Here is a 25695-nt window from a genome sequence, read left to right as displayed (position 1 = left end):
CTCCATCGAGGCAGCGGTCTCTTCCAGGTTGGCGGCCTGCTGCTCGGTACGGCGCGACAGGTCGCTGTTGCCGGACGCGATCTCGCCAGCGGCCAGGGTGATGCTGGAGGCACTGGCCTGGATCTGGCCGACGATCTGGGTGAGCTGTGCGACGGTGGTGTTGGCGTCGTCACGCATGCGTGCGAACACGCCGTTGAACTGGCCGTCCATGCGTGCGGTCAGGTCGCCGGCGGCGATCGACTGCAGCAGCTGCGAGAGCTGGCCGAGGTTGCCGTCGGCCACCTGCATCATGCTGTTGAGCTGCTCGATCATCACGCGGAAATCGTGATCGAAACGCTGCGCATCACCGCGCTGGCTGAAGTCGCCGGCGGCGGCGGCCGAGGCCAGCTGCTGGATCTGCGTGTTGATGGCCAGCAGGCTGGCCTTGGCCGCGTCCATCGACTCGTGCAGGATCGCGCGGCTGCCGGGCAGGCGGCGGGCGTCCGGGGCGAGGTTGCCGATGGCGTACTGGTTGAGCACTTCAATGGCATCGACGATCGCATCGAGGTGTTCGAAGATCACCGTGTTGATGCCGCTGGCCAGCTGGCCGTAGACGCCCGGGAAGTCTTCCGGAATACGGTGGCTGATGTCCGGGCCGGCATGCATCCGTGCCATCAACTGGGTCTGTTCGCTGAAGCGGCGCAGCATCGCGGTCATGTCGGCGGTGGCCGCCAGCATGCGGCCAGCCTCGTCCTTGCCGGTGCTCTGGGTGGTGACGCTGAGGTCGCCGCGTGCGACGGCCTGGATGGCGTTCACGGCCTTGCCCAGGGGGCCGGTCACTGCACGTGAGATGACGATGGCCAGCGCAGCGGCCACAAGGGACAGCAGGACGATGCAGCCGATGATGGCGATCATGCTGTTGCGATGGGTGGCGTTGGCGTCGGCGATCTTGCCGTCCATCTGGCCGGCGATGTGGGTGCCCAGCGCCTTCATCGCAGCGAACAGGTCGCGACGCGCCGGGCGCGACTGCTCGTCGGAGATCTGCTGGGCCCGAGCGCCATCACCGGCGGCCACGGCGTCGCGCATCGCCTTGTTGGCGGCGAAGTAGCGGTCCAGTTGTGCGCTGGCCGCGCGATAGAGTTCACGCTCCTTGGCCAGCGCCGGCAGCGCCGAGTACGCGGCCAGCTCGTCATGCACGGCCTTGGCGGTGTCGTCCATGCGCTTGTTGTAGTCGGCGACCTTCTCCGGCCGGTCGAGCATGCTCAGCTGTGCAAGTTCATAGGTGCGGAATTCCCCCAGCTGCGAGCGCGCCTCGCCCAGGTGCTGGACCGAGGGGATGTCGTTGCCAGCCATCTCGCGCAACTGCGCGTTGGCTTCGCTCAGGCGCAGCAGTGCGAAGGCGCCGAGGATCAGGGTCATCAAGGTGGTGAGGGTGAACCCCACGGCCAGCTTGCGGGCGATGGGCAGATCTTGGAACCACTTCATGCAGGGTGCTCCAGGTGGGCAGAGTGCCGGCGTCTGTGCGCCGGTTCGGGGGTGGTTGCAGAGCGAACGGGGGTGCCCGGTGGGGTTCGGTGACGACCGTCATTGCGAAATAACGGCGCCGTCCGCGTGGACTTTATGGACGCAGATCACATTCGGTTGCGTAGGGATGACAGCGCGAAAGCGTTGCAGCGGCGTGCTTTCGCTTGGATGAAGTAGTTGCGCCCGCAACCATCATGGCGACGGAGTTCACAGAAGGGATGGGGTCGGATCCCTTGGCAGAGCGCGCATAAACAAAAACCGCCGCCCCGAAGGGCGGCGGTCCAGTACACGCATGCAGCGTGGATCAGGCGGCCTGCGGCATCCGCAACGAGCGCACCAGTCCGCCGATGTCGACGATCAACGCGACGCGGCCGTCGCCAAGTATGGTGGCACCGGACACCCCGCCGATACGGCGGTAGTTGTTCTCGATGTTCTTCACCACCACCTGCTGCTGGCCGACCAGTTCATCCACTTCCAGTGCGATCTTCTGGCCATCGCCTTCGACCACGACCACCAGCGATTCACTGCCCGGCGCACGGTTGCCGTAGCCGTAGTACTCGCTCAGCGAGAGGATCGGCAGGTACTCGCCACGTACGCGCAGCACGCGGCCTTCGCCGGCCATGCTGCGGATGTCCTCGGCCTGCGGCTGCAACGCCTCAAGCACATAGGCCAGCGGCAGGATCAGGGTTTCGCCGGCAACCGCCACGGTCATGCCGTCGAGGATGGCCAGGGTCAGCGGCAGGCGGATCAGCGTGCGGGTGCCAGTACCCAGGCTGCTTTCGATCTGGACCTCGCCGCCCAGTGCCTGGATGTTGCGGCGAACCACGTCCATGCCGACGCCACGCCCGGACAGGTCAGTGACCGCATCGGCCGTGGAGAAGCCGGGCTGGAAGATCAGGTCCCAGACCTGCGAATCGGTCGGGTTGTCCGGTACGGCCAGGCCGCGCTCGGTGGCCTTGGCCAGGATCTTGGCGCGGTCCAGGCCGCGACCGTCGTCGCTGACTTCGATGACAATGTGGCCGCCCTGGTGCGAGGCCGCCAGGGTGATCGTGCCGGTTTCGTCCTTGCCTGCACCGCGGCGCACGTCGGGCATTTCCAGGCCGTGGTCGATCGAGTTGCGCACCAGGTGCACCAGCGGATCGGCGATCTTCTCGATCAGCCCCTTGTCCAGCTCGGTACCTTCGCCGACGGTGCGCAGCCGCACCTGCTTGCCGAGGCGGCTGGACAGGTCGCGGACCAGGCGCGGGAAGCGACGGAACACCGCATCGACCGGCAGCATGCGCACGCCGATCACCGCTTCCTGCAGGTCGCGGGTGTTGCGTTCAAGCTGGTCCAGGCCAGCGAACAGGCTCTCGGCGTGGACCGGGTCCAGCGCATGCGAGACCTGCTTGAGCATGGCCTGGGTGATGACCAGTTCGCCGACCAGGTTGATCAGCGCATCGACCTTGTCGACGCTGACGCGGATCGACGTTTCGCCTTCCTGGGTGGCAGCACCGCCGGCGGCAGGCGCAGCAGGCGCTGCCGGCACGACGGCAGCAAGTGTGGAAGGGGATGCAGCAACGGGCGCCTGGGTTGCCAGGCTCGGCGGCGCTGCCGGACGGATGTCCAGCTCGCAGTCGTCCAGTACCCAGGCGAAGGTGTCTTCGATCTTGCTGCGCGGCACCTTGCCGACCAGGCCCAGGTCCCACGCCAGGTGGGCCTCGAGCGGGTCGAGCTGGGCGAAGCCCGGCAGGCGTTCCATGCGCGCGGCCACCTGCAGCGAGCCGAGGTGTTCCAGTTCGCGGATGATGCGCAACGGGTCGTTGCCGCTCATGAACAGCGAGGGTGCCGGGGTGAACCCGATCTGCCAGGCTTCCGGCGTATCGTCCACCTTGGCTGCGGCAGCGGCCGGCGCGCTCGGTGCGGCCTGGCCGGAGAGAACGGCTTCAAGGCGCGCCTTCACTGCGGCGACCGCAGCGGGGTCTGCGGCCTGGCCATGTTCGGCTTCGCGCAGCAGGGCGCGCAGCACATCCACCGAGGACAGCATGGCATCGACGGCATGGCCTTCCAGGGCGCGCTTGCCGGCACGCAGCTCATCGAGCAGCGTTTCCAGCACGTGGGTCAGGCCGGCGATGGCATCGAAGCCGAAGGTGCCGGCGCCGCCCTTGATCGAGTGGGCGGCGCGGAACACCGAATTGATGATCTCCGCGTCCTGCTGCCCCGATTCCAGGGCCAGCAGGCCAGCCTCCATCGCGTCGAGGCCTTCGCGGCTCTCCTCGAAGAAGGTGGCGTGGAAGCGTTGCAGGTCCATGCTCATGGCAGTGGTGGTCCGGAAGCGAAGAAGGGGAGCGGTGCGGGGCGATCAGCCCAGCACTTTCTGCACGGTGGCGACCAGCTGTTCCGGATTGAACGGCTTGACCAGCCAGCCGGTGGCACCGGCGGCCTTGCCTTCGGACTTCTTGTCGGCGGCCGATTCGGTGGTCAGCATCAGCAGCGGGGTGAACTTGTAGTCCGGCAGCTGGCGCAGTTCGCGGATCAGCGCGATGCCGTCCATGTTCGGCATGTTGACGTCGGTGACCACCGCATTGAAGCGCTGGCCCTTGGCGCGACCGAGCGCGACCGCGCCGTCTTCGGCTTCTTCGACGGCAAAACCGGCCGAGGTGAGGGCGAAGGAAACCATCTGGCGCATCGACGCCGAATCGTCCACCACCAAGATACGTGCGCTCATGCAGCGTTCTCCACAGATTTCAGGTTGTCATGGGTTACGTCCAGGCCCAGGGCCTGGGTGACGCCCAGCAGGCGTGCGGCGTCACGGAAGGTTGCGGTGCAACCGTGGAAGCCGGTGCCCAGGCCTGCCTCGCGGCGGGCCTGCACGAATGCACACAGCACCTGCACGGCGGCCGTGTGGATGCGGGCGACCTGGCTTGCATCCAGGGTCAGCTCGCCTGCCTGCGCCACCAGCGGCGCGAGGCGGTTCTTGAGCTCGGTGCTGCTCTCGATGCCGAGATCCTCACCCAGTTCGACAGTGCTCATCGTTGCTCCGGACAAACGGTTCCGTGATCCATAACGGCACCCCGGCGGGGTTCTTTAGAGGAATCGACGCGGTGCGTCGATGCGGTCGCCGCTGAAAAGGACGGAGGGGATTAAGTCGCAAGCGACCTGGCTCTACTGCAGCCCCCTCGGCAACGGCGACCGCGCAGTGGGGACGTAAGGAGTTGATCCAACGGTTCAACTCCTTGCGTCCCCGACAGGCACCGCTTCGGCGCAAAGCGCCGAGCCACTTGCGACTTAATCCCCTCCGTCCCCTTTTTTCCAGATCAACTCAACAGCCGTGTGGCGTCCAGCAGGATCATCGGGCGCTGGCTGACCCGGGCGACGCCGCGGAACAGATCATTGGAGATCTGGCAGATGCGGGCGGTATCCGGGGGTTCGATCTGTGAATCGGTGAGGTTGGCGACATCTTCCACTGCCGACACGCGCAGGCCGATGGTCTCGCCGTCCTCTTCCAGCACCACGATGCGGGTCTGGGCATCGTCTTCTGCCGATGCGGCGCCGAGGTGCAGGCCGAGGTCCATCACCGGCACCACCTGGCCACGCAGGTTCATGATCCCGAGCATCGCCGGTGCCGTGCCACGCAACGGCAGCAGTGGCACCGGCAACACCACTTCCTGCACTTTCAACAGTTCCAGCGCATAGGCCTGGGTCCCGCAGCGCAGGCGCAGCCAGCGCGAGGTGCGCTCGCCGGCGCGGCGGTTCTGCGGGTGCGGACTGCTGGCGGGCTGGTGCGCCTGCGCCTGCAGCTCCTGCCAGGTACCGGGACGGTTGGTGGCCGGGGCATCCAGGGCAACGCGGGGCGGCGGCGCGGCGGCAGCACGCGCGGCCGGGACGGGCGCGGGTGCAGGGCGCGGTGCCGGGGGCGCAACCACGGCCGGTGGCGGCGTGGGGACATCCTCACCACCAGCAGCGGCTTCGAACGCAGCCTGCAGACCGGGGCTGTCAGTGTGGGCGAGCTGATGGCTGTCGGCCGCGTCGGTCTCGTAGATCACTTCGTCGGGCAGGTCGTCCCAGGTGGGCTCCGGGCCGGCCTTGGCCGGGGCCGTCTCGTGGATCACCTCGTCAGGCAGGTCATCCCAGGTCGGTTCGCGCTCGGGAGCGGCGACCGGCACTGCGGCGGCCTCGAAGGCGGCTTCCAGTGCTGCGTCATCCTGTGCCGGGGCAACGGCAACAGCGTCCGTCTCATAGATCACTTCAGCGGGCAGATCGTCCCAGGTGGGCTCGCGCTCGGCCGTTGTGGCCGCCTCGAAGGCGGCTTCGAGCGCGGCGTTGTCCACGGCAGGCCCCGCGGCGACGCTGTCGGTTTCGTAGATCACCTCGGCCGGCAGGTCATCCCAGGTCGGCTCGCGTTCCGGTTCCGATGTGCTGTCCGGAACCGGGGCGGCGCTGTCCGGCGTTGGCAGCACGACGGCCGCCGGGGCGATCGCTTCGCCCAGCAGTTCGTCCAGGTAGTCGTCCAGTACGCCGGTGCTGTTCATGCGGCCTGCTCCAGGGCACGGGCATCCTCACCGAGGATCCAGTTCAGTGCGCGGCGATAGGCGGCCAGGCCGCGGCCCGGGTAGTCCTCACCAACGCTGGGCAGGGTCAGGCCTGCGGCGTTGCTGATGCGGGTGTCGATCGGAATGGCGTCTTCCCACACGCGGATGCCGTGGCGATCCTGCATCGTGCGCAGCGACTCGTTGCCGGCGCGGGTGCGGCGATCGAACAGGGTCGGCAGGATCGAGATCGGCAGCGGGCGGCGGCGCGAGCGCTCGACCATCTCGCCGGTGCGGACCATGCCGTCCAGGCCATGCAGGGCCAGCGGCTCGGCCTGGGTGGGAATGATCAGGCGGTCGGCAGCGGCCAGCGCGTTGATCATCAACAGGCCAAGGGTGGGGGCACAGTCCAGCAGGATGTAGTCGTGCTGGCCCTGGTGACGCGCCAGTGCGTTCTGCAGGGCCAGGCCGAGTCCGGGCTGGTTGGCGCTGCGGCGCTCCAGCGTGGCCAGCGCCGACTGCGCGCAGACGTAGTCCAGGCCGTGGATGCTGCTGGCATGGCACAGGCTGGAAAGATCGGCCGGCGGGGCGCCGAACAGTTCCAGCACGCCCGCCGGCGGCGGATCCACCGGCACGCCAAAGGCGCGGCTGAGCGAGGCATGCGGATCGAGGTCGATCAGCAGCACGCGATGGCCAAGCGCGGCCAGGCCGCGGCCGAGGGCGAGGGTGGTGGTGGTCTTGCCGACTCCGCCCTTCTGGTTGGCGACTGCCCAGATGCGCATCGGTTTACTCCTTCATTGCCGGGGGAACGGCGGCGCCGACGCGGCTGCCAGCCGGCACCGGCGGCAACTTCACCGGTGCGATGGGGGAGGTGGGGGCGGTAGCCGGAGTTGCGGCGGCTTGTTCGGTGGTGCTGTCGTCGACGGCGCCGGTGGCCGCATTGAGGCGCTGGCCAAGCGGATCCACCGAATGCGAGGTGTCGGCCAGGATGATGACCATCACCCGGCGGTTGCGGTTGCGCCCCTGCGCGCTGTCGTTCTCTTCGCGCGGACGGAACTGGCCATAGCCAACCATCGCCAGCCGTGATGGCTGCACGCCCTGGTCGGCGAACAGGTGCACCACGCTGGCGGCGCGACCGGCCGACAGTTCCCAGTTCGAAGGGAAGGTGGCGGTGGCGATCGGCACGTTGTCGGTATGGCCTTCCACGCGCACGCTGTTGGGCACGTCGCGCAGCACCTCGGCCAGGCTGGCCAGCGTCTGCCGTGCATGCACGTCCAGCGCGGCCGAGCCGGTGGGGAACAGGATGTCGCTGTTGATCTCCACTTCGATCCACAACTCGGTGCGGCGCACGCTGATCATGCCGCGGTCGATCAGCGGCGCCAGTGCGGCGGTGAGGCGGTCGGCGATGCTGTTGAGCTGGCGCTCGGCACGGGCGATCTGTTCCTGGTTGTGCACGGAGACCGGCATGCGCATCTGCGAGGCCATCGACGGCAGCAGGGTCGGGTCGTGCGACGGCGCGGGCGCGGAGGGGCCGATCTTGGTGCCGGACTTGATCACCGAGGGGCTGTCCCAGCCGCCACCCTGCACCTGCTTGTTACCCACCTGCACCGGATTGATGGTGCGCGGCGCGCCGCCGAAGGCATCGGTGAGCGCGTCGGCCATGATCCGGTACTTGCCCTCGTTGACCGAGGAGATCGCGTACATGACCACGAAGAAGGCGAGCAGCAACGTCATCAGGTCGGCATAGGGGATCGCCCATGCTTCATGGTTGGCGTGCTCTTCGTGGTGCTTGCGGCGGGCCATGTCAGTGCAGGAAGCCGGAGAGGTTGGTTTCGATGTTGCGCGGGTTCTCGCCCTGGGCGATCGAAATCAGGCCTTCAATGACCATTTCGCGGTCGCGGGTGTTGTGCGAGATCACGCTCTTGAGCTTGGCGGCGATCGGCAGGAACAGCAGATTGGCCGAGGCGATGCCGTAGATGGTGGCGGTGAACGCGGCGGCGATGCCGTGGCCGAGTTTGCTCGGGTCGGCCAGGTTCTTCATCACCGCGATCAGGCCGAGAACGGCACCGATGATGCCGAGCGTGGGCGCGTAGATGCCCATCGCTTCGAAGACCTTGGCACCGGCCTGGTCCTGGTGCTCCTGGCTGCCCAGTTCGATCTCCAGCATGTGACGCATCGATTCGGGTTCAACGCCGTCCACCAGCAGCTGCAGGCCCTTGCGCAGGAACGGGTCCTGCTGCGCTTCCACCTGCGATTCCAGGCCCAGCAGGCCCTGGCGGCGGGCGATGTTGCTCCACTCGACGATCTGCTGGATCAGTTCGCGGCGATCGCTGTGCGGCGGGCGCACGACCCAGCGCACGATCTTGAACGCATGCTTGAACACCGCCGGCGAGGTGTGAAGCAGGATCGCGGCAACGGTACCGACGATGACGATCACGAACGCCGCAGGCGACCACAACGACGCCAGGCCGGCGCCCTTGAGGATGCTGCCGCCGACCAGCGAGGCCAGGGCGAGAAAGAGTCCAATGAGGCTGAGTCTATCCATGGTTCCGGTATCGGCTTGTATGAATGGGACTTGAGACACCGGGAGAATGCGTACAGACGGTAGTCACAGTTTTCGGGTCGCCGGGCCATGCCCGGCGGCGTTCAGCGTATGCCGTCCACGTCCAGGATCAGTGCCATGCGACCATCGCCGATCAACGTTGCACCGGCATAACCGCGCAGGCCGCGCAGGGCTTTTGGCAGTGGCTTGATGACCACTTCCTCGCGCCCGCGTACCTGGTCCACGACCAGGCCGAAGCGCGCTTCGCCGGCCTGCAGCACCACGATGGTCAGCAGGGTTGACGCGGCCGGCGTCACATCCAGCCACTGGCGCAGGTCGACCAGCGGCAGGGTGTGCGAGCGGCGATCAAGCACGGCGCGGCCATCGAACCAGCCCAGCGAGGTGCGCGGCGCGTGCAGCACTTCCATCACGCGTGCCAGCGGTAGCGCGTAGACGTCCTCGCCGGCCTGCACCAGCAGGGTCGGCAGGATCGCGAGGGTGAGCGGCACGCGGATCAGGAAGCGGCTGCCACGCCCCAGTTCCGACTGGATCTGGATCTGGCCGCTCAGTTCGCGGATGCGCGACTGCACCACGTCCATGCCGACGCCGCGGCCGGAAATATCGGTGACCTGCTGCTTGGTCGAGAAGCCGGGCAGGAACACCAGGTGCAGGCACTCCTCGCTGCTCAGGCGGGCAGCGGCTTCCGGGTCGATCAGGCCCTTCTCGCGCGCCTTCGCGCGCAGCTTCTCGGGGTCGATGCCGGCGCCATCGTCCTGCACCTCGATGCTGACGTAGTCACCTTCCTGCTGGGCGGACAGGCGCACATGGCCCATCCGCGGCTTGCCTTGTGCTTCGCGCAGGTCGGGCATTTCCACGCCGTGGTCGATGGCGTTGCGGACCAGGTGCACCAGCGGGTCGGCCAGCGCTTCGACCAGGTTGCGGTCGAGCTCGGTCTCGGCGCCGACCAGCTCCAGGTCCACTTCCTTCTTCAGCGAGCGGGCGACGTCGCGGGCGACCTTGGGGAAGCGCGAGAACACCTTGCCCACCGGCTGCATGCGGGTACGCATCACCGCCGACTGCAGGCGGGCAGTGGCGATGTCCAGCGTCGATACGGCGCGGTCCAGCTCCTCGTCGCGCAGGCGTGCACGCAGGGTCTTCAGGCGGTTGCGGGAAAGCACCAGTTCGCCGATCAGGTTGACGATCGCATCCAGGCGCTTGGTGTCCACGCGCACGGTGTGCTCGGCCTCGGCCATCGGCTTGGCTGCCGGCTTGGCTGCAGGTGCCGGGGCGGGTGCCGGGCGCGGTGCTGCGGCGGGGGCCGCCGCGACGGCGGCAGCAGGCTTGGCGCCTGGCGCAGCGCCACCGTGCAGCTGGTCCAGCAGGGCTTCGAACTCGTCTTCGCTGATCAGGCCATCGTCGGCTTTCTTCGCCGGCGCGACCGCGGTCGGCGCGTTGCCGCCATGCAGCTGGTCGAGCAGGGCCTCGAATTCGTCGTCGGTGATCAGGTCGCTGCCGGCTGCCGCAGGCGCGGCCGCAGCGGCCGGCGCGGCAGTGCCACCGTTCATGTCGAACTGCGCGATCAGGTCCGGCGGCGCATAACCCGGCTCGGTGCCGGAGGACACGGCGTCCAGCATCGACTGCAGGTAGTCCAGCGATTGCTGGGCGGCGTCGAAGTGGTGGGCCTGCAGCACCGCCTGCCCGGCACGCGCGATGCCCAGGGCCTCTTCAGCGGCGTGGCACAGCTCGACCATCGCAGTGACGCCAAGGAAGCCGGCACCGCCCTTGAGCGTGTGGTATCCACGGAACACCGCGTTGAGCTGCTCGGTGTCCTGCGGTGCCTGCTCCAGCGACACCAGCTGTTCGCCCAGGCGATCCAGGATTTCCTGTGCCTCGATGATGAAATCGGCAGTGATGTCGTCGGATACCGCGCTCATGCTTACAGCCCCAGATCCGACAACAGGTCGTCGGCGTCGTTCTGCGAGACCGCGTGGCGGTCCAGTCCCTTCAGTGCCGGCCCGGCCAGTTCCGGGTCGGTGCGATGCTGTTCCGGCGGCAGGCCGAGTGCGCCGAAGCCCTCGTGCACGCGGCGGACGATGCCGACCACGCGACGGATGATCTGCCCGGTCAGGTCCTGGTAGCTCTGGGTCAGGGCGATCTCGGTCAGGTTGTGGCGGATGCGCTCGAGCTGCGCGTCCTGGCCCGGCTGCAGGCCTTCAGCACGCAGCTGTTCGGTCAGGCTGCGGCATTCCTCGGCCAGGTCCAGGGTGCGGTGCGTGGCCTGTTCGGTCATGGCCACCACGTGGTCCAGGCGTGCGCAGGCGTCGTCCAGCTCACCGGCCTCGCTGGGCACGGTCGGCAGCTCACCCAGTGCCTGCCCCAGCTCGCGGGCCAGCCGCGAGAGGCCGCTCATCATCGGCTGCGTACGCAGCGCGACCAGTCCGTCGATGCGCTGCCGCCAGGCGGCCTCGTCACCGGACTCGAGTGCGTCCAGGGCTTCCTGCAGGCGCAGGGCGAGGGCGCTCTTGTCGACCGTGGTATCCATCAGGCGCTGGCCGCCAGGCGTTCGAAGATCTTGCCGAGCTTCTCTTCCAGCGTCTGCGCAGTGAACGGCTTGATGATGTAGCCGTTCACGCCGTTCTGGGCGGCTTCGATGATCTGTTCGCGCTTGGCTTCGGCGGTGACCATCAGCACTGGCAGGGTCTTCAGCTTGGCATCGGCACGGATCGCCTTCAGCAGCTCGATGCCGGTCATCACCGGCATGTTCCAGTCGGTGACCACGAAATCGAACGGCTGGCTCTGCAGCAGCGACAGCGCGGCATGCCCGTCCTCGGCTTCGGCGGTATTGGTGAAGCCCAGATCGCCCAGCAGGTTCTTGACGATCCGACGCATGGTCGAGAAGTCATCGACGATCAGGATGCGCATGTTCTTGTTCAAAGCAGAGTTCCTTTGTTGTTCATTCCGGGCGGCCGGGGGCAGCCGCCTCGGGCATGTTCATTCTTCCAGGCCGGCGTCCGCCGCCTCGAAAATCTTGAGCCGGCCACGCAGGCGCAGCACCGCCTGGCCGTGGATCTGGCAGACCCGCGACTCGCTCACGCCGAGCACCGCGCCGATCTCCTTCAGGTTCAGTTCCTGCTCGTAGTAGAGCGAGAGCACCAGCTGTTCGCGCTCGGGCAGGTGGCCGATGGCCTTGCCCAGCTCGCGGCCGAATTCACCCCGCTCCAGCACCTGCTGCGGGGTCGGGCCGCCTTGGGCGACGGTGTCCAGCTCGCCCTGGTCCTCGATGCGCGACTCCAGGCTCAGCACCTGGCCACGTGCGGCGTCCTCCATCAACCGCAGGTATTCGGGCAGCGGCATCTCCATCGCGGCGGCCACCTCGGTGGCGCTGGCGGCGCGGCCGCTGCTCTGTTCCAGGCGGCGGATGGTGGCGGCGGCATCGCGGGCACGGCGGTGCACCGAGCGCGGCACCCAGTCGCCACGGCGGATCTCGTCGATCATCGAACCGCGGATGCGGATCGAGGCATAGGTCTCGAACGAGGCGCCCTGGTCGGCGTCGTAGCTGCGCGACGCTTCGATCAGGCCCATCATGCCGGCCTGGATCAGGTCGTCCACTTCAACGCTGGCCGGCAACCGCGCGGCCAGGTGGTGGGCGATGCGCCGCACCAGGTCCGAATGCTGGGCGATGACCTCGTTGGCCGCCGAGCGCTGGACTTCCCTGTACTGGGCTGCGCCTTTCATGCGGCCACCCCGCGCTGCTTGAGGATGCGCTCGAGGAAGAACTCGACGCCGCCACGCGGTTCGGTCGGCGCCTGCCAGCGTGCGGTGCGACGCGCGATCTCGGTGATCGCCAGCGCGGCCGGGCTGGACGGGTAGGCCTTCACCACCGGCTGCTGGCGCTGCACCGACAGGCGCAGCCAGTCGTCCTGCGGCACGCAGCCCAGGTAGTTCAGCGAGACATCGGCGAGGAACTTCTCGCAGACGCGGGTCAGCTTTTCGTACAGCACGCGGCCCTCGTTGGGGTCGCGCACCATGTTGGCCACTACCTGGATGCGGTCCACGCCGCGTTCGCGCGACAGCACCTTGATCAGCGCGTAGGCGTCGGTGATCGAGGCCGGCTCGTCACATACCACCACCACGGTGTCCTGCGCGGCCTGGCAGAAGGTCAGCACGCCGTCGGTGATGCCGGCGGCGGTGTCCACCACCATGATGTCCAGTTCGCGTTCCAGCTCGGAGAACACGTTGACCAGGCCGACGTGCTCGGCCGGGGCCAGCTCGGCCATGTGCCGGCGGCCGGACGCGGCCGGCACCACCAGCACGCCGTTCGGGCCTTCGACGATGACGTCGTCCAGCGAGCAGCGGCCGGCGACCAGGTCGGCCAGCGTGAAGGTCGGGTTCAGCCCCAGGATCACGTCGATGTTGGCCAGGCCCAGGTCGGCGTCCAGCAGCAGCGTGCGCTTGCCCATGCCGGCCAGTGCCACCGCCAGGTTGGCGGACACATTCGTCTTGCCCACGCCGCCCTTGCCGCCAGTGACGGCAATGGTGCGCACAGGGCCGAGCGGCTCGCTGCGGGTGGCCGACAGCGGGAAGGTCTTGGTCAGCTTGGCGTACTCACGCGACGGCATGGTTCAACTCCGGGTTGCAGGGCATATCGGCCGCGCGGCGCAAATCTTCAAGGCGAAGTACGAGATTGGCCGCACTGGCCCGGTGCAGGTCCTCCGGAACGTCCTGGCCATCGGTCACCCAGGTGATCGGCAGGGCGTGGTCCACGGCCACTGACAGGGCGTTGCCGAAGCGGCCGGTCTCGTCCAGCTTGCTCAACACCAGGCCCTGCAGGTTGGCGGCGCCGAAGCGGCGGACCACCTCGTCCATGTCGCCGAAGCTGGTGTTGGCCGGCAGCACCAGCAGGGTGCGTACCTGGCGGGCGGCGCGCAGCCACTGCAGCTGCGCGGCCAGCGCGCGGTCGCGCGGGCCCAGGCCGGCGGTGTCGATCAGCACCAGCTTGTAGTCCTTCAGGCGTTCCAGCAGCTGGTCCAGGTCGGTGCCGCTGTTGGCCTCGTGCACCGCGATGCCGAGCTGGCGGCCGTAGCCGTACAGCTGCTCGCGGGCGCCGATGCGGGTGGTGTCGGTGGTCACCAGGGCCACATCGCGCGGCGCATGCTTCTCGGCGAAGCGCGAGGCCAGCTTGGCGATGGTGGTGGTCTTGCCGGCGCCGGTCGGGCCGACCAGGGCGATCACGCCGCCTTCTTCCAGCGGGTCGACCGGGGCGATCGGCAGCTTGCGCGAGATCAGCCCCAGCATCAGGCCGCGGCCACGATGGGCTTCGGTCTCCAGCGGGATCTGCATGGCCACGTCGCGGGCCAGCCCGGCGTCGAAACCGTACTCGTCCATCAGGTCCAGCGCGGTGGCGCGCACCGGGCTGCCACGCAGGCGCTCGTCGGTGAAGCGGTTCATCTCGCGCTCGATCACCTGGCGCATGCCGGCCACTTCCTGGCGCAGCTGGCGGATCTCGGCGTCGTCCTGGGCAACCACGGTCAGCGTCGGTGCCGGGGCCAGCATGGGGGCCGGGCTGGCTTCGCCGGCGGCTTCGGCCGCTGCCGGTTCGCTGGCGGCGATCCCGGGCTGCGCTTCGGTCACGGCAGCGGTCGGCAGCGGCGGCGGCTGCACGGCCGGGGCCACGCTTTCGTCATGCATGTCCTGCGGCGGGTCGATCTGGAAGCGGGCGCGGTTGGCCGGCACGGTGGCGGCCGGTGCAACGATGGCCTCGGCGAACGGGGCGAAGCTCTGTTCGGGCAGCGCCGGTTCGTTGACGGCGGCGCGCGCCAGGGTGGCGGCGAAGCCGGTGCTGCCACGGGTCGGCACGATCTCGTCGGCGCTGTCCAGGGTACGGCCGGTGGCCCCAACGGCCGCACGGGCGAGGGCGGCCACCGCCGAGGTGGTGGCGGCGACCGGTTCCGGCGCCGGGGTGCTGCTGCGGCGGCGGGTGACCGCGGCGATCACCGCGTCAGCAGCGGTGCGCGGCTTGGGTGCCGGCGGCGGTGCGACATCACGGCGCGAGGCTTCCAGTGCACGCTGCACGGCGCTCTCGTCGTAGTTGGCCGCGGCGACGATCTCGATGCCTTCCTCGATCCGGCGGTTGGACAGGATCACGGCGTCAGGACCATGTTCCTTGCGCACCAGGTTCATGGCCGAGCGCATGTCGGCGGCGACGAATCGTTTGATTTTCATGCTGTGGTCACGGGACGAAGACGGCGGGGTGGCGGTCGGAGAACTCGGGTGGTCGGTGGTCTGCACGGTGCGGGTTCCCCTTGGTATCTGTCTGTTGCGTTGGTTCGAAGGTGGTGTCTGTTTTCTGGCGCATCGGTGGGCGGCGTCAGCTGATCGTTCCGACCAGCTTCAGGCGCTTGTCCTCCGGCACCTCGCTGTAGGCCAGGACCGACAACGACGGAACGCTGTGGCGGACCAGGCGCGCCAGCGCGGCGCGCACCGGGCCCGGTACCAGCACGACCGCCGGCTCGTTTCGCGCTTCCTGCTTGCTGACACATTCGGCCAGGCTCTGGTGCAGTCGCTCTGCGAGTCCGGGTTCCAGCGCGGCGCCGTTGCCCTGCGTGGACTCCTGCAAGACACGTTCCAATTGCGGGTTGAGGGTGAACACCGGCAGCTCCGCCGACATTCCGGCGATCTCCTGCACGATGAAGCGGCCCAGCGCGGTGCGCACGGCAGCGGTCAGCACCGCCGGGTCCTGGCTGCTGGGCGCGTGTTCGACCAGCGCCTCGGCGATCTTGCGCAGCTGTCGGATCGGGATGCGCTCGACCAGCAGGTTCTGCAGCACGCGCACCACTGCCGACAGCGGCAGCGCCTTCGGCGTCAGATCTTCGACGAGCTTGGGCGCGCTCTTGGCCAGGTTGGCCAGCAGGTGCTGCACTTCCTCGTGGCCGAGCAGTTCCGGCGCATGTTCGCGGATCAGGTGCGAGAGGTGGGTGGCCACCACGGTGGCCGGGTCGACCACGGTGTAGCCCAGCGTTTCAGCCTGGGCACGCTGGTGCGGCTGGATCCAGATGGCATCCAGGCCGAACGCGGGATCCTTGCCGGCAATGCCCTCCAGGGTGCCCAGCGCGCTGCCCGGGTCCAGCGCCAGTTCGCGGTCGGGGTGGATCTCGGCGGTGGCCACCGGCACGCCGTGCACCAGCACGCGGTAGCCGTTGGCGGGCAGTTCCAGGTTGTCGCGGATATGCACCGACGGGATCAGGAAGCCGACGTCCTGGGTCAGCTTGCGGCGCACGCCCTTGATGCGCGCCATCAGTTCGCCGCCCTGGTTGCTGTCCACCAGCGGGATCAGCCGGTAGCCGACCTCCAGGCCCAGCGGATCGACCGGGCGCAGTTCGTCCCAGCTCAGTTCGGCGGTCGGCGCAGGTGCCGCCGGGCGGCCGAGTGCGTTGAGTGCGGCCGCGTCATTGCCGGCGGCTGCCGGGTCGGTGGCTGCGGCCTTGCCCTTGCGGTAGACCTTCCAGGCGATGAAGCCGAGGATCGCGGCCAGCGTCAGGAAAGCGACGTTGGGCATGCCCGGCACCAGGCCGACCACGCCGATGATGCCGGCGGTGATCGCCAGCGCGCGGTACTGGCCGAACACCTGGCCGGTCATCGCCTGGGCCATGTCCTGCGAGCGCGAGGCGCGGGTCACCAGCATCGCCACCGCGCTGGAGACCAGCAGGGCCGGCAGCTGCGCCACCAGGCCGTCACCGATGGACAGCAGGGTGTAGGTGGCGGCGGCTTCGCCGAACGGCATGCCATGCTGCAGCACGCCCACGGCCAGGCCGCCGAGCATGTTGATGAACAGGATCAGGATGCCGGCGATGGCGTCACCGCGGATGAACTTGCTGGCACCGTCCATCGCGCCGTAGAAGTCGGCTTCCTCGCGGACTTCCTCGCGGCGCAGCTTGGCTTCTTCACGCGTCAGCAAACCGGCGTTGAGGTCGGCGTCGATCGCCATCTGCTTGCCGGGCATTGCGTCCAGGATGAAGCGCGCGGTCACTTCCGAAACGCGGCCGGCGCCCTTGGTGATGACCACGAAGTTGATGATGGTCAGGATCGCGAACACCACGATGCCGACCGCATAGTTGCCGCCGATCACGAATTCGCCGAAGGCGGCGATGACTTTGCCGGCGGCGTCGTGGCCGTTCTGGCCGTTCAGCAGGATCACGCGGGTGGAGGCCACGTTCAGCGCCAGCCGCAGCATGGTGGTGATCAGCAGCACGATCGGGAAGATGGTGAAGTCCAGCGGGCGCTTCACGTAGACCACCGCCAGCAGCACCATCAGCGAGATGGCGATGTTGAAGGTGAACAGCGCATCGAGCACCGGCGCGGCCAACGGCACCACGACCATGGCCAGCAGGGCCAGCACGATCAGCGGTGCGCCAAGGCCCTGGCGGATCATTTCCAGGGCGCGGCGGGTGTTGAAGCCGGTGGAGGGCTGGGCGCTCACGGGCGGCCCCCCTTGCCGAATTCATCCACCTGGATGTGCGGGGCGTCCGGCATCGGGCCAGTGCGCCAGGCGCGCAGCTGGTAGACGTAGGACAGGACCTGGGCGACGGCCGAATACAGTCTCACGGGGATTTCCTTTCCGAGTTGCCCTTCCCGATACAAGGCGCGTGCCAAAGGCGGGGCGGAGACGATCGCGACCTTGTTGCCGTCGGCCACCTCACGGATGCGCAGGGCGGTCTCGTCCACGCCCAGGGCGACCACGGTGGGGGCGTTCATGGCGCCACCCTCGTACTTCAGGGCCACCGCGTAGTGGGTCGGGTTGACCACCACCACGTCGGCGGTGGGTACCGCTTCCATCATCCGGCGGTTGGCCATCTGCTGCTGCAGCTGGCGGATGCGGCCCTTCACCTCGGGGCTGCCCTCGCTCTCCTTCATTTCCCGGCGCAGCTCTTCACGGGTCATCTTCAGCTTGCGCATCCAGTTCCAGCGCTGGTACGGCGCATCGATGGCGGCCAGCACCAGCATCGCGCCGGCGGTGGCCAGCAGCAGGCGCAGGGTGAAGCCCAGGCCATCGGTGATGGCGGTTTCCAGCGGGTGGTGGATCAGCCCGCGCAGGGTGTCGAAGCCGGTCCAGACCACCAGCCCGGCGGCGACGCCGACGAAGGCCACGCGCAGCAGCGATTTGGTGAACTCGGCAATGGCCTCCGGGCCATACAGGCGCTTGAGCCCGCTCATCGGGTTCATGCGGTTGATGTCGGGCAGCAACGCCTTCTGCGACCAGCGCAGGCCGCCCATCACCAGCGGGGCGACGAAGCTGGCCAGCAGGCAGACCAGCACCAGCGGTGCGATCACCAGCATGAACTGCAGCAGCAGGTCGCCGAAGTGGCCGAACAGTTCCTTCGGGTTCTGCCGCAGGCCCTGTTCCGGGCTGAGCGCCTGCTTCATCCAGGCACTGGCGCCACGGCCGATCGAGCCGCTCATGGCCATCACCGCCAGCACGCCGGCACCGAACACGGCGGCGGTGCCAAGTTCGCGCGAGCGCGGCAGGTTGCCCTGTTCACGGGCGTCGCGCAGGCGCTTTTCGGTAGGTTGTTCGGTCTTTTCGCCGGCGGATTCGTTCTCGGACATCACGGGCACTGCGGCAGGGGTTGCCGGAGGGCGTGCAAGAACCGTGCCGCTATCCGTCAGCCGCGAACGGCAGCACTGTGTGTCTGCTCCTGCTCATTCTGGCGTTCGCAGTGCTGTATGCGCTGCCGCGCTATCGCATCCAGAGGGCGCGAGGAAGATCGTTCAACTGCTGCTGTACAGGGGGCAGCTAGCAGCTACATGAGGCATGATGCCAAGACACGCAGAGAGAAGGGCGGTGCTGAATGGGTTGCAGGATGGGATATCGCAGCAATGAGCTTTGACATAGTCGTTTTGAAGCTGGAAGACCTCGGTGAAGAAGACCTCTCCAATGTCGAGGCTGTGCAGGACATCGGATGTCCCCAGGCCATAATCGCATCATTGGAGTTGGTGTTCCCCGGATGTGTCCAAGGTGCATTCTCGGATGGTGAGCGCTACTCGCTCGAGTCCGCTCTGAACGGAGACCCGGTGAGCTCCATACACCTTACTCTTCGATTCGGTCGAGCATGGTCTGAGGCAGCCAATTCTGAGTTCATGGCCCTGCTTTCAACACTTTGCCAGCGGTTGCAGTCAGTCGCGTTTGCCGTCTCCGACAACTCGAGGATTACCCCTCCCTGCTGAAGCGGACGATCTTGCTCGCGACAACGGCATGGGAGGCCAGGGCTCGTTGAGCATCGGGTGACTGGTAGGAGGAAGCATCCCCAAGATGAAGCTGGATGGCTTGCCGGCACGTCAGCGTTCGACCTGGCCGCTCCAGGGATGACGCAAATGGCAACGTCGACGTTACCGTGAATTTCGTATTCCTGCAGAAGAGTCCAGAACTCTTGCAGACAACCAACGCACCCTCCGACCATCAGGTCGGTGCGCCGAGCGCATCTCAGCAGGCCATCACCTGTTGCATCGCCAGGTGGATTCAGCGTCCCCCACCTTCGGGCGCTTTGAAGCCGGTGCTCAGCTCGATCCGCGGCCGGGGCAGGTCGTGCAGCTGCATGAAGCGCGCCGCATCGACCGGGCGGCCGAGCAGGTAGCCCTGCAGGAAGTCGCAGCCCAGGCGCTCCAGGTAGGCGCGCTGCGCGGCGGTCTCCACGCCCTCGGCGACGATGTCCATGTCCAGCGCATGGCCCAGCGCCACGATCGCCGAGACGATCACCACGTCCTCTGCACTGTGTTCCAGGTCGCGCACGAACGCATGGTCGATCTTGATCTCGGTAGCCGGCAGCCGCTTCAGGTACAGCAGGCTGGAATAGCCGGTGCCGAAGTCATCGATGGAGATGCCTACGCCCAGCGCCGACAGCGCCTGCAGCAGGCGCAGGCTGGTGTCGGTATCGCGCATCACCGTGCTTTCGGTGATTTCCAGCACCAGGTGGCGCGGGGCGATGTTGTGGCGTTCGATCACCGCGCGCACATCCTGCAGCAGGTGCGGCGAACTGAACTGCACCGGCGACAGGTTCACCGACATCGACCAGCCTTCGTGACCGGCATCGTGCCAGCGCCGCAGCTGCAGGCAGGCCTGGTCCAGCGCCCAGCGCCCGATCTCGTTGATCGCGCCGCTGCGCTCGGCCAGGCGGATGAACCGATCGGGCGGAATCAGGCCATGCTCCGGGTGGTGCCAGCGGATCAATGCTTCGGCACCGGCCACCTTCTGCGTGGCCACGCGGATCTTGGGCTGGTAGTGCAGGAACAGCTGCTCGCTGCCGATGGCCCGGCGCAGGTCGGCCAGCAGCCGGAACTGTTGTTCGGCGCTGTCATTCATCCAGTCGGCGAACAGCACGAAGGCGTTGCGCCCGGATTCCTTGGCCTGGTACATCGCCGCGTCGGCAAAGGCCATCAGCTGCCGCTCGCTGGCGGCGTGGTCGGGGCAGATCGCCACACCGATGCTGGCGGTTACCTGCAGTTCGTTGTCCGGCAGCAGCGGTCCACTGCCGATCGCCTGCAGGATGCGCCGGGCGAGGGTTGGCAGATCCTCATCGTGCTCGATGCGCACCACCAGCACGAACTCATCGCCGCCCAGGCGCGCCAGCATGTCATGGGGGCGCAGCAGCTGGCGGGTGCGCTCGGCCACCGCCACCAGCAATGCGTCACCCGCCTGGTGGCCATAGGCATCGTTGACCTGCTTGAAGCCGTCCAGGTCCATGAACATCACCGCGAAGCGGCTGCCGCCCTGTTCGGCCTCGGCCAGTGCCTGCACGATGCGGCGCTGCAACAGCAGGCGGTTGGGCAGGCGGGTGAGCGGATCATGCAGTGCGGCCTGGGTCAGTTCCTGCTGCGCATCGGTCAGCGAGGTGCTCAGCATGGAGTTGCGCAGCCGCAGCAGCTGCGCCTCCACCCGCTGGTCCAGCCAGGACACCACCAGCACCACCGCGAGGATCGCGACCGTCAGCACCACTACCAGCATGGCCAGCCACTCGTTCTGCAGGCCATCGCCGACCGCCGCGCCGCAGATGCTGCCTTCCGGAAAGCGTGCGGCGGCCATGCCGGTGTAGTGCATGCCAACGATGGCCAGCCCGAGCAGGCCAGCGGCTGCCAGCCGGTCGCCGACACGGGTGCGCTGCGCGCGCAGGCGGAAGGCCACATACAACGCAGTCCATGAGGCGGCGACCGCCACGATCAGCGAGAACAGCAGCCAGCCCGGGTCATAGTCGATGCCGGGTTGCATGCGCATCGCCGCCATGCCGACGTAGTGCATGCCGGCAATGCCGGTACCCATCAGCAATGCCCCGCCGGCCAGGCGTGGGTGCGGCAGGGTGCGCAGCGAAACCAGCCACAGCGCGAACACCGATGAGGCGATGGCCAGGGCCAGGGAGAGCAGGGTGATCGGCAGGTCGTAACCGAGCGGAATGGGCAGGTCGAAGGCGAGCATGCCGATGAAGTGCATCGACCAGATGCCTAGGCCCATGGCGAAGCCACCACCGAGACGCCACCACCAGGCCGCACCCTTGCCGGGTGCGGTGACCGTGCGCCCGGCCATCGCCAGCGCGGTGTATGAAGCCATCACGGCAACCAGCAACGAGATCGCCACCAGCCACGGGTTGTACGTGCCTACCAGCATTCGTCAGTCTCCCGGACCTGCCTGTCGACGGAAACCACGGTGGGGCATGCATGAGGCAGGCCGACGCAGGGCGGCGGCCACGTGCGGCATCCCCCCGGTTGCCGCGCATTCACTCTAGCGCGCAGACCCGGGGGAAGGGCAAGCAGTAAAACGTGATGATCGGGTCAGTGTGTGACCGCGTCCGCAGCCTGGAAGGCGGCATCGAACAGGCGCTGTACCGGCGGGCCCATTTCCCCGGCCAGCAGGGCCAGCAGGAACAGACCCAGCAGCAGTGAGACCGGCAGGCCCAGCTGGATCGGATTCAGTGCCGGGGCTGCACGCGCCAGCACGCCGAAGGCCAGGTTCACCGCCAGCATCGCCACGGTCAGTGGAATGGCTAGGGTCAGTGCGCCGCGCAGCACGGTCAGCAGGAAGGTCGGAGCGATGCTGAAGAAGGCGTGCGGGTCCGGCAGCGGGGCGCCGATCGGCAGCGCCCGGTAGCTGTCCACCACCAGCGAGATCAGCGCCAGATGGCCGTTGGCAGTGAAGAACAGCAGGCCGAACAGCAGGTAGAACCACTGCCCGATCACGCCGGAGGTGCCGCCACGAAGCGGGTCGCTCATCTGCGCGAAGGCCAGGCCGGTGCCCTGGGCGATCAGTTCGCCGGCCATCGCGCCGGCCTCGAACACCAGCCGCAGCAGGAAGCCGATGGACACGCCGATGGCCAGCTCGCGGGCGATGGTCAGTACGGTGGCAGCATCGAAGCCGGTCCAGTCCGGAACCGGCGGCAGCAGCGGTGCCAACGCGATGGCAAGGGTACCGGCCAGGATCACGCGGATCCGTGCCGGCACCGCGCGGGTGCCGACCATGGGCATGGCCATGGCCACCGCGCCGATGCGCAGCATGGTCCACAGCACGGTGCCGATCATGCCGAAGGCCTGCAGGCCGTCGGCAGCCATCTGGGTGGCGGCGTCCATCGAGGCGCGTGTCCTAGCCGATCAGGTGTGGAATGCGCTGGAACAGCAGCGTGGTGAATTCAACCAGGTGGCCGATCAGCAGGCTGCCCAGCGCGAACAGCACCGCGGTCAGTGCCGCCGCCTTGGCAACGAAGGCGATGGTCGGTTCGTTGAGCTGGGTCGCGGCCTGCACCACGCCCACCACCACGCCCACCACCAGCACGGTGAGCAGCAGCGGGCCGGCCACCCACAACACGGTGATCAGGCCGCCACGCAGTTCGGTCAAGGCAAGTTCGGGAGACATTCGGGGTCCATCTGCTTGTGTGGAGTCGAGCCGCGCTCGACTGTGCTTCTGTAGAGTCGAGCCATGCCCGACTGCCTCTCAATCACGCCGGATTGAAGCTCGCCGCCAACGTACCCACGGTCAGCACCCAGCCATCCACCAGCACGAACAGCAGGATCTTGAACGGTGCCGACACCAGCATCGGCGACAGCATCATCATGCCCATCGACATCAGTACGCTGGCCACGACCAGGTCGATGATCACGAACGGGATGAAGATCAGGAAGCCGATCTCGAAAGCGGTTTTCAGCTCGCTGGTGACGAACGATGCGACCAGCACCGGGAACGGGATCGCGTCGGGGCTGGCGTAGGTGCCGTGCCCGGCGATGCCGGCGAAGGTCATCAGGTCGGTCTCCCGGATCTGCGCCAGCATGAAGCCGCGCAACGGCGTGGTGGTCAGCGTCCAGGCGGTCTGGAAGTCGATCTCGCCATTGAGGTACGGCGCCATGCCGGTGCTCCAGGCCTTGTCCCAGGTCGGCATCATCACCATCGCGGTGAGGAACAGGGCCAGGCCCAGCAGCACCTGGTTGGACGGCGTCTGCCCGGTACCCAGCGCCTGGCGCAGCAGGCCCAGCACGATGATGATGCGGGTGAACGAGGTCAGCACCAGCAACATCGACGGGATCAGGGTGATCGCCGTCATCAGCAGCAGGGTCTGCAGCGGCAGGCTGACCGGCGCACCACCGATCTTGCCGACGTTGATGTCCGGCAGTGGCGTGGTCGGTGCGCCGGGTGCAGCGAAGGCCAGTGCCGGCAACAGGCACAGGGCGAGCATCAGCAGCCACGGCATCAGGGTGGCAAGACGGGTACGGGTGACACGCATGTCAGGGGTCCTTGCGCAGCCGCTGCTGCAGCAGCTGGGCGAAATTCGGAAGATTCTTGAAGTCCGGCACGCGCACGGGCGCGGGCGGCGGCAGCGGTTCGGGCAGGGTGTGCAGGGTGTTGATGCCGCCGGCGGTGACGCCCAGCAGCAGCTGCTGGCCGTTGACCTCGACCACCACCACGCGCTCCTTGGCACCGACACTCAGGCTGGCCACCACCTTCATGCCTTCGGCCGGGCGGAAACCACTGCCGGGCAGGCGCTTGAGCAGCCAGCCGAGGCCGATGACCAGCGCCAGCACTGCCAGCAGCGCCAGCACCGCGCCGAACAGGCTCGGTGCGGCGGCTGCGTGCTGGCCGATCTGCGGGCCGGCCGGAGCGGCGGTCTTGCCGACCGCCAGCAGGGTGGAGGCCAGCAGGCTCAACGCAGTCTCCGGATCCGCTCGCTCGGGCTGACCACATCGGTCAGGCGCACGCCGAAGCGGTCATTGATCACCACCACTTCGCCATGGGCGATCAGGGTGCCGTTGACGAACACATCCAGCGACTCGCCGGCACCACGTTCCAGTTCCACCACCGAACCCTGGTTGAGCTGCAGCAGGTTGCGGATCGGCAGGCGCGCGCGACCGACTTCCAGCGACAGGGTCACCGGTACGTCGAGGATCACGTCCAGGTTCAGGTCCGGGCCGTTCGCCTCATCGGCCTGCAGGCTGCTGAACTGGGCCGGAGTGGGTTCGAGGGCGTCGATATCGTTCATTGCGGGTCTTCCTGGATGACGGGTACGCGCGGGCGGGTGCCCGGCGGATGGGTAGCGGTGATCTTCACGGCGTTCATGCCGTTGGCGATGCCGAACTCGCCGGTGAACACCGGGATGTTCTCCACGCACACCGGCACCTGCGGGCTCAGCTCGATCGGCAGGATGTCGCCGACCTTCAGCTGGGTCAGGTCACGCAGGGTCATGCGCTTGCTGGCCAGTACGCTGGACAGGGTGACTTCGGCGATGTTGAGCTGTTCACGCAGGGTCTTGCCCCAGCTCTCGTCGCGGTCGTTGCGGTCGCTCTGGATGCCGGCGTCGAGCAGCTCGCGGATCGGCTCCAGCATCGAATACGGCAGGGTGACGTGGATGTCGCCACCGCCGCCATCGAGTTCGACGTGCAGGCGGCACACCACGACGTATTCGCGTGGCGTCACGATGTTGGCGAAGTGCGGGTTGATCTCCGAGTTGATGTACTCGAAGTCGACGTCCATCACCGGCGCCCAGGCCTCGCGCAGGTCGGCGAAGGTCTGCTTCAGCAGCAGGTGGATCACCCGCATTTCGGTGGCGGTGAACTCGCGGCCTTCGATGCGGGTGGGGTAGCGCCCGTCGCCACCGAAGAAGTTGTCGACGATGGCGAACACCAGGGTCGGCTCGAACACGATCAGGCCGGTACCGCGCAGCGGCTTGAAGCGGATCAGGTTCAGGTTGGTCGGCACATACAGCGAGTGCATGTAGTCGTTGAACTTGATCAGCTCGATGCCGCGCACCGACAGCTCGGCCGAGCGGCGGATCAGGTTGAACAGGCCGATCCGCCACAGGCGCGCGAAACGCTCGTGGACCATTTCCAGGGTTGGCATGCGACCGCGGATGATGCGGTCCTGGCTGGCGAAGTCGTACGAGCGCGCTTCGCCTGACGGCGGTTCCGGATCGGTTTCGACCGCGCCACTGTCCACGCCGTGGAGCAGGGCATCGATCTCGTCCTGGGACAACAGATCATTCATCGGTGGGCCCTTACTGGGTCACGAAGCTGGTGAACAGCAGGTCGTCGGCACCATTGCTGCCGGTCTCGGCCTTGAGCACTTTCTGCACTTCGGCCAGCGACGCAGCCTGCAGCTTCTGCTTGCCGGCGACATCGGCGATCTGGTCCGGGCTGACCTGCGAGAACAGCATCAGCAGGCGTGCGCGGATGGCGGGTGCATGGGTCTTGATAGCTTCCAGCGCAGCCGGGTCACGGGTCATCAGCTGCACTTCCAGCTGCAGGTAGCGCGGGCCATCGACCGGGCCGTTGAGGTTGACCACGAAGGCCGGGTCCAGCGCGAAATACTGGGCCGGTGCCGGGGTCGTGGTCTTCTTCGGGGCCTGCGCGGCCTTGTCTTCGTGCTTGGACTGGGTGAAGAACCAGACGCCGCCACCGGCGGCAGCGGCGGCCAGTACGGCCACCAGTGCGGTGATCAGGATCGGACTGCGCGGCTTGGCGGCCTTGTCCTTCTCGGCGGTCTTCTTGGTTTTGTCAGCGGCTGCGGCCACGGGGTGAAGCTCCTGAGGGTTGCTTCACCGGGATATGCAAGGGGTGTGCCGAAGGCGGGGCAGAGGGGTGCGACGGAATTCCGTCGGGGGGCGGTGGGGCCGTGCGGAGCAA

Annotated in this window: 25 protein-coding genes; 1 reads left to right on the top strand and 24 read right to left on the bottom strand. The window is 67.6% G+C overall.

The features are described from left to right. The 16 genes from AC5P9P_RS20115 to flhB all read right to left on the bottom strand — a co-directional run. On the bottom strand, window positions 1-1464 hold a 1464-nt coding region (locus AC5P9P_RS20115; protein ID WP_495233061.1), incomplete at its 3' end, for an MCP four helix bundle domain-containing protein. 343 nt (window positions 1465-1807) lie between these two features. Further along, the gene (locus AC5P9P_RS20110) at window positions 1808-3799 is read right to left on the bottom strand and encodes a chemotaxis protein CheA (protein WP_495233060.1); all 1992 of its coding nucleotides are present in this window, start codon (window positions 3797-3799) and stop codon (window positions 1808-1810) included. A gap of 45 nt (window positions 3800-3844) precedes the next feature. Further along, window positions 3845-4210, bottom strand: a complete 366-nt coding sequence (locus AC5P9P_RS20105; RefSeq protein WP_005409521.1) for a response regulator — start codon at window positions 4208-4210, stop codon at window positions 3845-3847. Continuing rightward, on the bottom strand, window positions 4207-4515 hold the full coding sequence (locus AC5P9P_RS20100; protein ID WP_005409522.1) for an STAS domain-containing protein: 309 nt from the start codon (window positions 4513-4515) through the stop codon (window positions 4207-4209). The genes AC5P9P_RS20105 and AC5P9P_RS20100 overlap by 4 nt, the downstream gene beginning before the upstream one ends. Before the next feature lie 284 nt (window positions 4516-4799). Beyond that, window positions 4800-6014, bottom strand: a complete 1215-nt coding sequence (locus AC5P9P_RS20095; protein ID WP_111109032.1) for a chemotaxis protein CheW — start codon at window positions 6012-6014, stop codon at window positions 4800-4802. After that, entirely contained in the window at window positions 6011-6793 is a 783-nt protein-coding gene (locus AC5P9P_RS20090; RefSeq protein WP_033833123.1) for a ParA family protein, read from the bottom strand. Before AC5P9P_RS20090 ends, AC5P9P_RS20095 begins: the two co-directional genes overlap by 4 nt. Before the next feature lie 4 nt (window positions 6794-6797). Continuing rightward, window positions 6798-7814: a flagellar motor protein MotD gene (gene motD / locus AC5P9P_RS20085; RefSeq protein WP_005409526.1), complete on the bottom strand. Its 1017-nt coding sequence runs from the start codon at window positions 7812-7814 to the stop codon at window positions 6798-6800. Between the two features lies 1 nt (window position 7815). Next, the gene (locus tag AC5P9P_RS20080) at window positions 7816-8556 is read right to left on the bottom strand and encodes a flagellar motor protein (protein WP_005409527.1); all 741 of its coding nucleotides are present in this window, start codon (window positions 8554-8556) and stop codon (window positions 7816-7818) included. A 101-nt stretch (window positions 8557-8657) separates the two neighbouring features. Then, a complete protein-coding gene (locus tag AC5P9P_RS20075) occupies window positions 8658-10487 on the bottom strand; it encodes a chemotaxis protein CheA (protein WP_049404616.1) in 1830 nt (609 codons plus the stop codon). A gap of 2 nt (window positions 10488-10489) precedes the next feature. Next, window positions 10490-11095: a protein phosphatase CheZ gene (locus AC5P9P_RS20070; protein ID WP_010482455.1), complete on the bottom strand. Its 606-nt coding sequence runs from the start codon at window positions 11093-11095 to the stop codon at window positions 10490-10492. Then, entirely contained in the window at window positions 11095-11487 is a 393-nt protein-coding gene (gene cheY, locus AC5P9P_RS20065; RefSeq protein WP_005413247.1) for a chemotaxis response regulator CheY, read from the bottom strand. The genes AC5P9P_RS20070 and cheY overlap by 1 nt, the downstream gene beginning before the upstream one ends. Before the next feature lie 57 nt (window positions 11488-11544). Further along, window positions 11545-12288 (bottom strand): RNA polymerase sigma factor FliA, encoded by a 744-nt coding sequence (locus AC5P9P_RS20060; protein WP_005413248.1) that lies wholly within the window; start codon window positions 12286-12288, stop codon window positions 11545-11547. Next, window positions 12285-13172 carry a MinD/ParA family ATP-binding protein gene (locus AC5P9P_RS20055; protein WP_005409532.1) on the bottom strand — a complete coding sequence of 296 codons (888 nt, stop codon included), beginning with the start codon at window positions 13170-13172 and terminating at the stop codon, window positions 12285-12287. The genes AC5P9P_RS20060 and AC5P9P_RS20055 overlap by 4 nt, the downstream gene beginning before the upstream one ends. After that, entirely contained in the window at window positions 13159-14775 is a 1617-nt protein-coding gene (gene flhF / locus AC5P9P_RS20050) for a flagellar biosynthesis GTPase FlhF (RefSeq protein ID WP_285311289.1), read from the bottom strand. The genes AC5P9P_RS20055 and flhF overlap by 14 nt, the downstream gene beginning before the upstream one ends. Window positions 14776-14920: 145 nt before the next feature. After that, entirely contained in the window at window positions 14921-16981 is a 2061-nt protein-coding gene (flhA, locus tag AC5P9P_RS20045; protein ID WP_174842200.1) for a flagellar biosynthesis protein FlhA, read from the bottom strand. A 44-nt stretch (window positions 16982-17025) separates the two neighbouring features. After that, a complete protein-coding gene (gene flhB / locus AC5P9P_RS20040) occupies window positions 17026-18156 on the bottom strand; it encodes a flagellar biosynthesis protein FlhB (RefSeq protein WP_111188683.1) in 1131 nt (376 codons plus the stop codon). A 198-nt stretch (window positions 18157-18354) separates the two neighbouring features. On the opposite strand from flhB, the gene AC5P9P_RS20035 reads away from it, so the two are divergent. Continuing rightward, window positions 18355-18774, top strand: a complete 420-nt coding sequence (locus tag AC5P9P_RS20035; protein WP_235643019.1) for a hypothetical protein — start codon at window positions 18355-18357, stop codon at window positions 18772-18774. A gap of 292 nt (window positions 18775-19066) precedes the next feature. On the opposite strand, the gene AC5P9P_RS20030 is transcribed toward AC5P9P_RS20035, so the two are convergent. The 8 genes from AC5P9P_RS20030 to AC5P9P_RS19995 form a co-directional block, all read right to left on the bottom strand. Next, window positions 19067-21202 (bottom strand): putative bifunctional diguanylate cyclase/phosphodiesterase, encoded by a 2136-nt coding sequence (locus AC5P9P_RS20030; RefSeq protein WP_111188682.1) that lies wholly within the window; start codon window positions 21200-21202, stop codon window positions 19067-19069. A gap of 164 nt (window positions 21203-21366) precedes the next feature. Continuing rightward, window positions 21367-22158, bottom strand: coding sequence for a flagellar biosynthetic protein FliR (fliR, locus tag AC5P9P_RS20025; RefSeq protein ID WP_005409539.1), 792 nt, complete (start codon window positions 22156-22158; stop codon window positions 21367-21369). A gap of 13 nt (window positions 22159-22171) precedes the next feature. Further along, window positions 22172-22441, bottom strand: a complete 270-nt coding sequence (locus tag AC5P9P_RS20020) for a flagellar biosynthetic protein FliQ (protein ID WP_005413254.1) — start codon at window positions 22439-22441, stop codon at window positions 22172-22174. Window positions 22442-22523: 82 nt separating this feature from the next. Continuing rightward, window positions 22524-23303 carry a flagellar type III secretion system pore protein FliP gene (gene fliP, locus AC5P9P_RS20015; RefSeq protein WP_005409541.1) on the bottom strand — a complete coding sequence of 260 codons (780 nt, stop codon included), beginning with the start codon at window positions 23301-23303 and terminating at the stop codon, window positions 22524-22526. 1 nt (window position 23304) lies between these two features. Further along, window positions 23305-23724, bottom strand: coding sequence for a flagellar biosynthetic protein FliO (fliO, locus tag AC5P9P_RS20010; protein WP_005409542.1), 420 nt, complete (start codon window positions 23722-23724; stop codon window positions 23305-23307). Continuing rightward, on the bottom strand, window positions 23721-24056 hold the full coding sequence (fliN, locus tag AC5P9P_RS20005) for a flagellar motor switch protein FliN (RefSeq protein ID WP_005409543.1): 336 nt from the start codon (window positions 24054-24056) through the stop codon (window positions 23721-23723). The genes fliO and fliN overlap by 4 nt, the downstream gene beginning before the upstream one ends. Then, window positions 24053-25057 carry a flagellar motor switch protein FliM gene (fliM, locus tag AC5P9P_RS20000; RefSeq protein ID WP_005409544.1) on the bottom strand — a complete coding sequence of 335 codons (1005 nt, stop codon included), beginning with the start codon at window positions 25055-25057 and terminating at the stop codon, window positions 24053-24055. The genes fliN and fliM overlap by 4 nt, the downstream gene beginning before the upstream one ends. A 10-nt stretch (window positions 25058-25067) precedes the next feature. Beyond that, the gene (locus AC5P9P_RS19995) at window positions 25068-25583 is read right to left on the bottom strand and encodes a flagellar basal body-associated FliL family protein (protein WP_012480107.1); all 516 of its coding nucleotides are present in this window, start codon (window positions 25581-25583) and stop codon (window positions 25068-25070) included. Window positions 25584-25695: the final 112 nt, after the last annotated feature.

It is taken from the genome of Stenotrophomonas sp. YJH_SMC_14-1 (genome assembly GCF_059372275.1).
This window is presented reverse-complemented; position numbering and strand designations above follow the sequence as displayed.

What these genes read in the sequence shown, in the direction of transcription:
- AC5P9P_RS20110 (WP_495233060.1), bottom strand. Translation starts at nt 3,799, where the DNA reads ATGAGCATGGACCTGCAACGCTTCCACGCCACCTTCTTCGAGGAGAGC.
- AC5P9P_RS20105 (WP_005409521.1), bottom strand. Translation starts at nt 4,210, where the DNA reads ATGAGCGCACGTATCTTGGTGGTGGACGATTCGGCGTCGATGCGCCAG.
- AC5P9P_RS20100 (WP_005409522.1), bottom strand. Translation starts at nt 4,515, where the DNA reads ATGAGCACTGTCGAACTGGGTGAGGATCTCGGCATCGAGAGCAGCACC.
- AC5P9P_RS20095 (WP_111109032.1), bottom strand. Translation starts at nt 6,014, where the DNA reads ATGAACAGCACCGGCGTACTGGACGACTACCTGGACGAACTGCTGGGC.
- AC5P9P_RS20090 (WP_033833123.1), bottom strand. Translation starts at nt 6,793, where the DNA reads ATGCGCATCTGGGCAGTCGCCAACCAGAAGGGCGGAGTCGGCAAGACC.
- motD (WP_005409526.1), bottom strand. Translation starts at nt 7,814, where the DNA reads ATGGCCCGCCGCAAGCACCACGAAGAGCACGCCAACCATGAAGCATGG.
- AC5P9P_RS20080 (WP_005409527.1), bottom strand. Translation starts at nt 8,556, where the DNA reads ATGGATAGACTCAGCCTCATTGGACTCTTTCTCGCCCTGGCCTCGCTG.
- AC5P9P_RS20075 (WP_049404616.1), bottom strand. Translation starts at nt 10,487, where the DNA reads ATGAGCGCGGTATCCGACGACATCACTGCCGATTTCATCATCGAGGCA.
- AC5P9P_RS20070 (WP_010482455.1), bottom strand. Translation starts at nt 11,095, where the DNA reads ATGGATACCACGGTCGACAAGAGCGCCCTCGCCCTGCGCCTGCAGGAA.
- AC5P9P_RS20060 (WP_005413248.1), bottom strand. Translation starts at nt 12,288, where the DNA reads ATGAAAGGCGCAGCCCAGTACAGGGAAGTCCAGCGCTCGGCGGCCAAC.
- AC5P9P_RS20055 (WP_005409532.1), bottom strand. Translation starts at nt 13,172, where the DNA reads ATGCCGTCGCGTGAGTACGCCAAGCTGACCAAGACCTTCCCGCTGTCG.
- flhF (WP_285311289.1), bottom strand. Translation starts at nt 14,775, where the DNA reads ATGAAAATCAAACGATTCGTCGCCGCCGACATGCGCTCGGCCATGAAC.
- flhA (WP_174842200.1), bottom strand. Translation starts at nt 16,981, where the DNA reads ATGATCCGCCAGGGCCTTGGCGCACCGCTGATCGTGCTGGCCCTGCTG.
- flhB (WP_111188683.1), bottom strand. Translation starts at nt 18,156, where the DNA reads ATGTCCGAGAACGAATCCGCCGGCGAAAAGACCGAACAACCTACCGAA.
- AC5P9P_RS20035 (WP_235643019.1), top strand. Translation starts at nt 18,355, where the DNA reads ATGAGGCATGATGCCAAGACACGCAGAGAGAAGGGCGGTGCTGAATGG.
- AC5P9P_RS20030 (WP_111188682.1), bottom strand. Translation starts at nt 21,202, where the DNA reads ATGCTGGTAGGCACGTACAACCCGTGGCTGGTGGCGATCTCGTTGCTG.
- fliR (WP_005409539.1), bottom strand. Translation starts at nt 22,158, where the DNA reads ATGGACGCCGCCACCCAGATGGCTGCCGACGGCCTGCAGGCCTTCGGC.
- AC5P9P_RS20020 (WP_005413254.1), bottom strand. Translation starts at nt 22,441, where the DNA reads ATGTCTCCCGAACTTGCCTTGACCGAACTGCGTGGCGGCCTGATCACC.
- fliP (WP_005409541.1), bottom strand. Translation starts at nt 23,303, where the DNA reads ATGCGTGTCACCCGTACCCGTCTTGCCACCCTGATGCCGTGGCTGCTG.
- fliN (WP_005409543.1), bottom strand. Translation starts at nt 24,056, where the DNA reads ATGAACGATATCGACGCCCTCGAACCCACTCCGGCCCAGTTCAGCAGC.
- fliM (WP_005409544.1), bottom strand. Translation starts at nt 25,057, where the DNA reads ATGAATGATCTGTTGTCCCAGGACGAGATCGATGCCCTGCTCCACGGC.